This window comes from Citricoccus parietis (assembly GCF_042433045.1).
GTDB lineage: Bacteria > Actinomycetota > Actinomycetes > Actinomycetales > Micrococcaceae > Citricoccus > Citricoccus parietis.
In genome coordinates, this window is the sequence record NZ_JBHLWH010000022.1 from 46,366 (window position 1) to 56,792 (window position 10,427).

The 10,427-nt window shown below is 72.1% G+C and carries 7 protein-coding genes and 1 pseudogene; 3 read left to right on the top strand and 5 right to left on the bottom strand.

Annotation, left to right across the window (positions count from 1 at the left end; all coding sequences use genetic code 11):
• Positions 1–21 precede the first annotated feature (21 nt).
• The 3 genes from ACFFIO_RS08360 to ACFFIO_RS08370 all read left to right on the top strand — a co-directional run bounded on the left by ACFFIO_RS08360 (position 22) and on the right by ACFFIO_RS08370 (position 4,922).
• The gene (locus ACFFIO_RS08360; protein WP_378041128.1) at positions 22–768 is read left to right on the top strand and encodes a TetR/AcrR family transcriptional regulator; all 747 of its coding nucleotides are present in this window, start codon (positions 22–24) and stop codon (positions 766–768) included.
• 50 nt (positions 769–818) lie between these two features.
• Positions 819–2,990 (top strand): acyl-CoA dehydrogenase family protein, encoded by a 2,172-nt coding sequence (locus ACFFIO_RS08365; protein WP_378041129.1) that lies wholly within the window; start codon positions 819–821, stop codon positions 2,988–2,990.
• A gap of 117 nt (positions 2,991–3,107) precedes the next feature.
• Positions 3,108–4,922: a glycosyltransferase family 2 protein gene (locus tag ACFFIO_RS08370; RefSeq protein ID WP_378041130.1), complete on the top strand. Its 1,815-nt coding sequence runs from the start codon at positions 3,108–3,110 to the stop codon at positions 4,920–4,922.
• Positions 4,923–4,973: 51 nt separating this feature from the next.
• Here the strand turns inward: ACFFIO_RS08370 and ACFFIO_RS08375 are convergent, their stop codons facing one another.
• From ACFFIO_RS08375 to ACFFIO_RS17360, 5 genes and pseudogenes are all read right to left on the bottom strand, one after another.
• Positions 4,974–5,993 carry a UDP-glucuronic acid decarboxylase family protein gene (locus ACFFIO_RS08375; RefSeq protein ID WP_378041131.1) on the bottom strand — a complete coding sequence of 340 codons (1,020 nt, stop codon included), beginning with the start codon at positions 5,991–5,993 and terminating at the stop codon, positions 4,974–4,976.
• Entirely contained in the window at positions 5,990–7,114 is a 1,125-nt protein-coding gene (locus ACFFIO_RS08380) for a glycosyltransferase family 9 protein (protein WP_378041132.1), read from the bottom strand. The genes ACFFIO_RS08375 and ACFFIO_RS08380 overlap by 4 nt, the downstream gene beginning before the upstream one ends.
• Positions 7,104–8,567, bottom strand: a complete 1,464-nt coding sequence (locus ACFFIO_RS08385) for a PfkB family carbohydrate kinase (protein ID WP_378041133.1) — start codon at positions 8,565–8,567, stop codon at positions 7,104–7,106. The genes ACFFIO_RS08380 and ACFFIO_RS08385 overlap by 11 nt, the downstream gene beginning before the upstream one ends.
• Positions 8,564–9,118: a D-sedoheptulose-7-phosphate isomerase gene (locus ACFFIO_RS17355; protein ID WP_446681841.1), complete on the bottom strand. Its 555-nt coding sequence runs from the start codon at positions 9,116–9,118 to the stop codon at positions 8,564–8,566. Before ACFFIO_RS17355 ends, ACFFIO_RS08385 begins: the two co-directional genes overlap by 4 nt.
• A 108-nt stretch (positions 9,119–9,226) precedes the next feature.
• A pseudogene (locus ACFFIO_RS17360) lies at positions 9,227–10,417 on the bottom strand (glycosyltransferase); the annotation flags it as partial.
• Positions 10,418–10,427: the final 10 nt, after the last annotated feature.

Here is a 10,427-nt window from a genome sequence, read left to right on the forward strand (position 1 = left end):
GTACCTGATACGCTCGGTATCGTGAATACCGCAGTCAAGGACGCCGATACGCCGGACGGCCGCGCCACCCGTTGGGACGAGCACCGCCTGCAGCGGCGCGCAGAACTGATCCGAGCGGCCCGCCACGCCGTCCACGATCTCGGACCCCAGGCGTCCATGGGCGACATCGCCACGCATGCCGGAACCTCCAAGAGCGTCTTCTACCGGTACTTCGGGGACAAGAACGGTTTGCAGGCCGCCGTGGGCGAACGCGCCATCGATTTCATGGAACGTGAGCTGCTGGCCGCCGCGGAGACCTCGGACAACGCCCTGGAGGGGTTGTACGCGATGGTCTCCGTGTACCTCAGGCTGGCCGAGTCCTCGCCCCATGTCTATGCCTTCTCGACGCGACTGCCGCCGGAGGCTTCCGAGGCCACTGAGGGGTCCACCTCTTCCGGCCCGTCCGGTAGCCCCGGCGGCCCCAGCGCCTCTGGTGGGCAGCCGGCCGCCATGGCGGACTTCTTCGAGCGGATCGCCGCCGTGATGGATGTGCACTTCCGCGAGTACCTGCGTCAGCAGGGCCGCCAGCCCTCCGCGGCCTCCGCCACCTGGTACTGGCCGCGGGCCGCCATCGGCATGGTCCGCTCGGCCGGCGAATCCTGGTTGTCCACCCCGTCCGGCGCCGATCGGCCGGATGCAGGCCGGCTGGCCCGCAAGATCACCGCGTGGCTCACGGTCGGCCTGTCCGGCACCTATGCCGCTGTCGATCTGCCTGATCACCGTGTATGACCCGTACGACCCACGTCCCCCGAAACGTCCACTCCCGAACAGGAGCAGTCATGACCACCACCTCTGATTCCAGCACCACCGCGGTACCGGCCGGAGCCGTGCCACCCACCCAGGCGGATCCGGACACCGGGCCGCAGGGCGCCTTCAGCGCCATCTCCGCGGCGGAGCCCGGCGGACTGGACCTGGACGCCGTCCAGCAGCTGCTGCTCGGACGGTGGGCCGCGGACCGGCTGGAGGGGCGGGAGAACGTCAAGGACCCGGACCTGCACAAGATCGAGAACCTCACCATGGAAGACCACCGTGAACGGGTGCTCGGTCAGCTGCGCATCCTCGCAGACCGTGGCCAGGTGAACAAGGCGTTCCCCCGGCGCCTCGGCGGCAGCGACAACCACGGCGGGAACATCGCCACGTTCGCGGAACTGGTCAGTGCCGACCCGTCGCTCCAGATCAAGGCCGGGGTGCAGTGGGGCCTGTTCGGCTCCGCCATCCTGCACCTGGGCACGGAGGAGCACCACGAGCGCCTCCTGCCCGCCGTCATGAGCCTGGAGGTGCCGGGAGCCTTCGCCATGACGGAGATCGGCCACGGTTCGGACGTCTCCTCGCTGGCGACCACCGCGACGTACGTCCCGGATACCGACGAGTTCGAGATCCACACGCCCTTCAAGGCGGCCTGGAAGGAGTTCCTGGGCAACGCAGCCCTCCACGGCAAGGCCGCGGTGGTCTTCGCCCAGCTGATCACCCGCGGCGTCAACCACGGGGTGCACGCCTTCTACGTCCCGCTCCGTGATGAGTCCGGCGACTTCCTGCCGGGTGTCGGCGGCGAGGACGACGGGTACAAGGGCGGGCTCAACGGCATCGACAACGGCCGGCTGCACTTCGACCACGTACGCATCCCTCGCACCAACCTGCTGAACCGCTACGGTTCCGTGGACGAGAAGGGCGGCTACTCCTCGGACATCGCCTCCCCCGGCCGCCGGTTCTTCACCATGATCGGCACCCTGGTCCAGGGCAGGGTCTCCCTCGCCCTGTCCGGTGCCTCCGCCTCCGCCCTGGCACTGACCGGTGCCATCACCTACGGCAATCAGCGCCGGCAGTTCAACGCGACCTCGGACACGCATGAGGAGGTGCTGATGGACTACCAGCTCCACCAGCGCCGCCTGATCGATCGCCTCGCCCGGACCTATGCCGACACCTTCGCCGCCAACGAGTTGCTGGAGAAGTTCGACGCCGTGTTCTCCGGGGAGTCGGACACCGACGAGGACCGGCAGGAACTCGAGACCCTGGCCGCGGCCATCAAGCCACTGGCGACGTGGAACGCACTGGACACGCTGCAAGAGGCCCGCGAGGCCTGTGGTGGTGCGGGATACATGGCCAAGAACCGCTTCGCCTCGCTGCGCCACGACCTGGACATCTTCGTGACCTTCGAGGGAGACAACAACGTGTTGCTCCAGCTGGTCGGCAAGCGACTGCTGTCCGACTACTCCAAGGACCTGACCAACCTCTCCATCGGAGCCCTGTCCCGCTACGTCCGGGGCCAGGCCACCGAGGCCGTCGTGTATCGGTCCGGCCTGCGCCGCGTGGTGCAGTCCGTGCAGGACGCGGGCTCGGAGCGCAAGAGTGCCAGCTGGTTCAAGGATGCCGAGGTCCAGAGGGCCCTGCTCGAGGACCGGGTGCGGACCAAGACCGGGGCCGTCGCCCAGGCCCTGATGCCGGTGGCCCGGAAGTCCCAGGCCGAACAGGCCGCCACCTTCAACCTGCACCAGGCAGACCTGATCGATGCCGCCCGCAATCACGGCGAGTTGCTCGAATGGGAGGCGTTCACGCGGGCGATCGAGCAGATCGAGGACGATCACACCCGCCAGGTCATGACCTGGATGCGCAACCTCTTCGCCTTGCGCGTGATCGAGGACGACCTGGGCTGGTTCCTGGAGACCGGCCGGATCTCCCCGCAACGTGCACGCACCCTGCGCACCTACATCAACCGTCTGGCGGCCCGCCTGCGTCCGCACGCGCAGACCCTGGTCGATGCCTTCGGCTACGAGCAGGAGCATCTGCGGATGGACATCGCCACCGGGGACGAGGCGCGGCGCCAGGACGAGGCCGCTGAGCACTACCGCAAGCTGCGTGCCTCGGCGGACGCCCCCATCCACGAGAAGGTCCTGCACCAGCGGGAGAAGAACGCGGCCAAGGGCAGAAACGGCAGAAACCAGGACCGGAAATAGGTGGGAGCAACAGGTAGGCCAGAGCGGAAGGTCGTCCGGCCGGCCCATCGGTGGCCCGGTACACGGAGTACCCCCTAGGCTCGGAGGCATCTGCAGGACAAGCCAAGGGAGACAGTCGTGACCGGACCAGGGGCCGCATCCCGGAGACCTGAACGCACCACCGTGGTGGTGGCCACCCGCAACCGCCGTGACGAGCTCCTGGCCTACCTCGGCCACCATGAGGCGCCCGTGATCGTGGTGGACAACGCCTCCACGGACGGTTCGCCGGAGGCCATCGAGTCCGCCTTTCCGAGTGTGCGGGTGGTACGGCTGCCGCGGAACCGCGGTGCGGAGGCCCGAACCGTGGGTGCCCGGTTGGCGGAGACGGAATTCGTCGCCTTCGCCGATGACGACTCCTGGTGGTCGCCCGGTGCCCTGCGGCGCGGCGAGGAGCTCTTCGCGGACCACCCGCGATTGGGGCTGCTGGCCGCTTCCATCGCGGTGGGTCCGGACGAGGTGCCGGACCCCATCAATGCGGTGCTTGCCGACTCCCCCCTGGGGTCGGCCTCGACCGGATCGGGGCCTCGGCTCCTGGGCTTCGTGGCCTGTGCCGCCATGGTGCGCCGATCGGCGTTCCTTCAGGTGGGCGGGTTCGACCCCGTGGTCCGCTTCCCCGGCGAGGAGGAGCGGGTGGCCCTGGACCTGTCCGCTGCCGGCTGGGAGCTCGCCCATGCCCCGGAGCTGTGGGTGCACCACCATCCCTCGAGCCTGAGGGAGCCGAACGAGACCCGCCAGCGGGAACTGCTCCGCAGCCGGCTGCTGACCACGGTGATGCGCCGGCCCTGGGCGGCCGTGGGACACGAACTCCGCTCGACGGCGACAGCCGGGTCCAGGGGGCGACGCGCGCTGGCCTCCGCCCTCCCGAGGATCCCGGCCGCGGTGCGCCGCCGCCAACCGGTCCCCGTCACCGTCGAGGCCGACCTCGCGCGGTTGCGCCCCCAGGTGATGGTGTCCGCCACGCCGGCACCGCCGCCCGGCGCACCGGGTGCCTTCCACCCACGGCTGTCCGTGGTGATGATCACCTACAACCGCCGGGCGGAGGCGTTGCAGTCGCTGGAACGCTTGACGTCCCTGCCGGAGCGGCCCCGCGTGGTCGTCGTGGACAACGGGTCCGCGGACGGCACGGCCGCGGCCATCCGCGAGCGGTACACGGGCGACCCGCAGGTCGTGCTGGTCGCCAGCCCGGACAACCTGGGAGCCGTGGGACGCAACCTGGCCATGGAGCAGGTCACCACCGAGTTCGTGGCGTTCTGCGACGACGACACGTGGTGGGAGCCGGGCGCCCTGGACCTGGCCGTGGCGGCGCTGTCCGACCATCCCCTCCTGGGCGTGGTCACCGGCCGGATCCTCGTGGAGCCCGGCGGCCGGGAGGATCCCATCAACGCGGAGCTGCTGCATTCGCCCGTGTCCGGCCCGGAGTGGCTCCCGGGCCCGGCGCTCGGCAGCTTTCTGGCCGGGGCCTCGGTGATGCGCACGGCGGCCTTCCGCGACGTCGGCGGGTTCAGTCCGCGGCTCTGGCTCGGCGGCGAGGAGGAGCTGATGGCGGCGGACCTCGCCACGGCGGGCTGGGAACTGTGTCACCTGCCCGAGGTGCTGGTGCACCACCAGGCGTCGACGGTCCGCGACCCGCACCTGCGCCGGCGCCACGGCCTGCGCAACACCCTCTGGTTCATCTGGTTGCGCCGCCCGGTGGGCGCCGCAGTACGTCGAACCCGTGACGTGCTCAGCACGGCGCCGCGGGACCGCACCACCGCCGCCGGCGTCACCGACGCCCTGGCCGGCGCCGGCTGGGTGCTGCGCGAACGCCGGGTGCTGCCCCCGCGCGTCGAGCAGCGCTTCCTCGCACTGGAGGACTCCCAGCGCCACAGCAAGGCCCGTCAGTACGTCAGCTGAACCGGCCGCCGTCGTCCCGGCTGTGGGACGACAGCGCCCTTCAGCCCACGGTCAGTCCTGGCGGGTGGCCGCCTCAAGGCTGTCCTCGTTGACCGCCGTGCGGAACCACTCCACGGTGCGCGCGAGCCCCTCGGTCCAGGGCACCTCCGGGGTCCAGTCCAGCTCGTGGGAGGCCAGGGACGTGTCCGGACGGCGGACCATGGGATCGTCCACCGGGCGGTCGATGAACTCGATCGGCGAGTCGGATCCGGTGGCGGCCACGACGTCTCGGGCGATCTGCAGCACCGAGAGCTCGTGGGGGTTGCCGATGTTCATCGGCCCGGAATGGTTGCTCCATGCCAGGGCCAGGATCCCGCGCACCAGGTCGGAGACGTAGCAGACCGAGCGCGTCTGGTCGCCGTCACCCGTGACGGTCAACGGCTCGCCCGCCAGCGCCTGCCGGATGAAGGTGGGGATCGCCCGGCCGTCGTAGGGGCGCATCCGCGGGCCGAAGGTGTTGAAGATCCGGACGATGCCCGTGTCCACCGCGTGCTGCCCCCGGTAGGCCACCGTCATGGCCTCGGCGAAGCGCTTGGCCTCGTCATACACCCCGCGTGGCCCCACCGGGTTGACGTGTCCCCAGTAGTCCTCGGACTGGGGATGCACCTGCGGATCCCCGTAGACCTCCGAGGTGGAGGCGAGGATGAACCGGGCACCCTTGTCCTTGGCCAGACCCAGAGCGTGCAGGGTGCCGATCGAGCCGACCTTGAGGGTGTGGATGGGCAGCTTCAAATAGTCGATCGGGGAGGCCGGTGAGGCGAAGTGCAGCACGAGGTCCACCTCGCCGGGGACATGGATGTAGTCCGTGACGTCGCACTGGACCAGCCGGAAGCCGGGATCGCCGATCAGGTGCTCGATGTTGACGGCATTGCCGGTGAGGAAGTTGTCCAGGCAGACCACCTCGACCTCGCGCCGCCGCAACTCGGTGCACAGGTGGCTGCCGAGGAAGCCCGCGCCTCCGGTGACGACGGCGCGGCGGATCGGGCGGCGGCGTCCGGCTCCCGTTTCGTTCTGGCGGTTCTCAGGGTTCACGATGGATCCTTTCGAGGGACGGGGACAGAGACGGGTAAGGGGTGGAGGAGGACGCCGGCGGCGTCCAACACCTCATCGACGGAGATCTGGTCCAGCAGCGGGTCGAGGGTGTCGCCGTGCGGGTCGCCCCATGAGCCGGCGTCGGGGTCGCCGTGCCAGAGGACGGTGTGGAGGTCCGGGTCGATCGCCGGCCCCCACCGTGCCGGGGGTACCGGGCCGAACAGCACCACGGAGGGAACGGACCACCCCGTGGCCAGGTGGGCGACCCCGGTGTCCGCGCTCAGGACGAGTGCGGCATCACGCACCATCGCGGAGAGCTCACCCAGTCCGTGGCCACCCGTGTGATCCTCGACGCCGGCCAGTCCAGTGGCCACGGCGTGGCCCAGGCCGGCCTCGGCGGTCGATCCGGTGACCAAGACCCGGTGTCCGTCGGCGGTCAGCGCGGCGGTCACCTGGCGCCAGCGCTCCACCGGCCAGTGCCGAGAGGCCGAGGCCGCCCCCGGGTGCACCAGAACCGGCCCGGGCGCGGCCCGGTCCTGGCGCTGCTCATCAGCGGCCGCCCGAGGCCGCAGCCGCAGGTCCTCGCGGGAGCACTCGCCCCCGGCCTGCCGCACCACGCGGCACCAGCGGTCCACCTCGTGTTCGTCGGCACGCCAATCCGGCCCGGCGTGCCCTGCCTCCGAGGCGCCGTAGGCGATGAGCCGCGCGGGTTGTGCCTGCTGCAGCAGTCGGTGGCTGGCGGGGCCCCGGCCGTGCAGGTTCACGGCCACCGATCCGGGCCTGCACTCCGGCAGCGGAACCAGTCCGGGAAGCGGGAGCACCTCGTCCACGATGCCCAGGTCCCGGAGCAACCGACCGGTCGCGGCGGGGCCCGCCAGCACGAGCCTTCGGTCCGGGAACCGTCGGCGCACCCCGCGCAGGGCGGCGACGCCGGTCAAGGCGTCGCCCAAGCCCAGGGCGCGGAGCACGAGGACGTCATCCGGGCCCGGCGTCACCGGGGCGGCACCGTCCGGTCCCGACTGTTCTGCGCCCGATGCGCGGCCTGGAAGACGGCGCATCGCCCCGCCGTGCCCGGCGGCGAGCCAGGCGGCCGTGTAGGGCTCGGGGGCCTCAGTGGGCATCCACGTTCCCGGCGGTGATGCGATCCACGATGCCGGTGGTGGAGTGGCCGGGCAGGTAGGACAGCACCTCGACGCGTCCGCCCCAGCTGCGGACCAGCGGCGCCTCGGGGAGCAGGTCCGCGGTGTAGTCCCCGCCCTTGACCCAGATGTCCGGGCGCAGCCGGTCCAGGGCGGTGCGGGGGTCGTCCTCGTCGAAGACAAGGACGCCGTCGACATCACGCAGTCCCATGAGCAGCGCCGCCCGGTCCTGCTGGCCCACCACCGGCCGGCTCGGACCCTTGAGGCGGCTGACCGAGTCGTCGGAGTTGAGCAGGACCACCAGCACGTCACCCAGGTCGCGGGCCCGGCGCAGCGTCTCCAGGTGGCCGGGGTGCAGCACGTCGAAGCATCCACCGGTGGCGACCACGGTGCCACCACGGGCCCGGGTCGCGGCCACGGCGTGGATGGCCGCCTCCTGCGGGTCCTGGGCGTGCGGGCGGTGCGGAGAGCGCCGGGCGGCCGCGGGACCGCCCGGACCGATACGCCCGTCCCGGAAGGCGGCGGCACCGCCTGCCTCCACCCATTGGGCGGCGGCCGCGACGGCTGCCTCGACCGAGCTGAGCACCGATCCGCCGGCGGCCAGCTGGACGGCGACGGCGGCCGCGAACCGGTCCCCGGCACCACAGGGATCGGAGGAGTCCACCGGCACGGTCGGCAGGAGCTCGGCGGTGCCGGAGGTGGCGAGGAACGCCCCGCAGGCGCCGGCGGTCACCGCGACGGAACGGGCGCCCCAGCCCACGCGCAGGGCCTCCGCCAGGCTGTCGTCCGGGACCTCGGCCGCTGTCTCGTGCGGTGTGGCCCGCCCCGTGCCCAGCCGGCCCAACGCCGCGCGAGCCTCGGCCAGGTTGGGGGTCACCACGGTGCACCCCGGCACCGGGTCACCGCCGCGAGGATGCGGGTCCCAGACCATCGGCACGCGGGCGGCTGTCTCGGTGAGGGCCCGGCGTACGGACTCGTCCCGGGTGATGCCGCCGCCGTAGTCGGAGACCAGGATCACGTCGGCGTCGCCCAGCACGGCGGCGAGGGCACCGGCGTCGACGTCCAGCGGCGTGCCCGGCCCGCCGTCGTCGATGCGCACGAGGGTCTGTCCCGCGCTACGGACCCGGGTCTTGGTCCGGGTGGCGCCGTCATGGCCCAGGGCGTGGATGTCGATACCGGCCAGTTCCGCGCGCAGTTCGGTCGCGGCGTCGTCCTCGGCCAGCGGGGCCACCAGCACCACGGTGGGCGGCTGGCCGGGCAGGCCGCCGGCCCGACCGGCGCACAACAGCGCGGCCAGGCCCGCACCGCCCGGACTGGCGTGGATGTGCCGGACGTCCACCACGGGGACCGGGGCGTCCGGGCTCAGTCGCTCGGAGCTGCCCGTGATGTCACGGTCCAGCAACACATCCCCCACCACGACGATCCGCGCACTCATGGCGTGTCCTCCCTGTCTGTCCTGTGGGTTCCCGGAACGGTCGCCGGGCCCGGTTGGCAACGGTTGAATCCTTCGTCCATCACAGCACACAGTGCGTGCAGCAGGACCAGGTGTGCCTCCTGGACCACCGAGGTGGACCGGCCCGGCACGCAGACGGCCTCGTCGGCGAGGTCGGCCAGCGGGTTGGGCCCCGGACCGGTCAAGGCCCACACCAGTATCCCGGCCTGCCGGGCACGGCGCGCCGCCTCCAGCACGTTGGGGCTGGATCCGCTCGTGGAGAGCAGCACCAGCACGTCGCCCGGACGCCCGTGTGCCTGGACCTGACGGGCGAACACCTCGTCGGCTCCGTAGTCGTTGACGATCGCGGTGAGGGATGAGGTCTCCGCCGAGAGGCAGACGGCCGCCAGGGGGCGACGCTCGCCCTGGAAGCGGCCGACCAGCTCGGCGGTGAAGTGCTGGGCCTCGGCCGCGCTGCCGCCGTTGCCGGCGGCCAGCACGCGTCCCCCGCCGGCCAGGAGCTCGGACAGGCGGCGTCCCCAACGGTCCAGCAACTCGGCGTCATCCTCGAGGGTGGTCAGCGCCCGGTCCAGTTCTTCCCGGTGCTCGGCCAGCAGCCGGCGGGTGGCCTCGGGCCGGCTCGGGTGCGTCTGCCCGTACCCGGCCAGGGCCTCGCGGTATGCCTTCTCGGTGAGCTCGGCCACCCGCTCCCAGCTGAACAGCCGCTGCACCCGTTCGCGTCCGGCCCGGCCCATGCAGGCGGCCAGTTCCGGGTCCTCGGTGAGGCGGCGGATGGCCGTGGCCGTGGCGTCCACGTCCCGGGGCGGGACGAGCAGCCCGGTGGTGCCGTCGTCGATGCTGTCCAGCAGGCCCCCCACGGCCGAGCCGACCACGGGACGGCCACAGGCCATGGCCTCCAGCGGCACGATGCCGAAGGGCTCGTACCACGGGGTGCAGGTGACGATGTCGGCGGAGGCCAGCAGTCGGGCGGCCTCGTCGCGGCCGACCCGGCCGGTCAGGGTGAGCCGGTCCGCGACTCCGTACTCCTCGGCCAACGCCAGCAGGCGGCGGGCCTCGGGGTCCTCATTGAGCACGGCGCGGTCCGGTCCGCCGGCCACGGTCAGGCACGCTCGGGGAACCTGGGCGAGGGCGCGCACGACGACGTCCACGCCCTTGCGCTCGACCATCCGGCCCAGCGCCACGAGACGCACCGGGTCGCCGGCCGCGCGTCGGGGACCGGCATCCACGGGCGGGGCGAAGGCCCCGGCGTCCACGCCGCAGGGCACGATGCGGATCCGGTCCGGGTCGGCGCCGAGGCCCATGAGCTCGTCCACCTCGTCGCGACAGGTGGCCAGGACCAGCTCGTTCTGCCCCACGAGGCGGGCCTCGATCCCGAGCCGGTCGGCCGGGCTGGTGTCCGCGAGTCCCTGGTGCCGGCGCTTGACCGAGCCCAGGGCATGGAAGGTCTGGACGGCCGGGATGCGGGCGGCCTCCGCGGCCGTGGTCGCGGCCATCCCGGACATCCAGAAGTGTGCGTGGACGAGGTCCGGGACGCCGTCCCGGCGCCACTGGGCGGACATCCAGCGGGCGAACTCGTCCATGTGCGGCGCGAGCTCGTCCTTGGGCAGCTGCTCGGCCGGACCAGCGGGGACGTGCACCACGGTCACGCCGGGTGCGGCCTCCACCTGCTCGGGCAGGGACTCGTCGTCGAGCCGGGTGTAGACCCGGACCCGGTGGCCGCGGCGACCCAGTCCGGTGGCCAAGGCAGCCACGAAGACGTTCTGGCCGCCGGCGTCCACGCCGCCGAGGGCGGCCAGGGGTGAGGCGTGCTCGGACACCAGCGCGATGTCCAGGGACTGGGTG

Bases quoted from the DNA above. Each gene is read 5' to 3' on its own strand.
- ACFFIO_RS08380 (WP_378041132.1), bottom strand. From the start codon at position 7,114: ATGCCCACTGAGGCCCCCGAGCCCTACACGGCCGCCTGGCTCGCCGCC.
- ACFFIO_RS08365 (WP_378041129.1), top strand. From the start codon at position 819: ATGACCACCACCTCTGATTCCAGCACCACCGCGGTACCGGCCGGAGCC.
- ACFFIO_RS08385 (WP_378041133.1), bottom strand. From the start codon at position 8,567: ATGAGTGCGCGGATCGTCGTGGTGGGGGATGTGTTGCTGGACCGTGAC.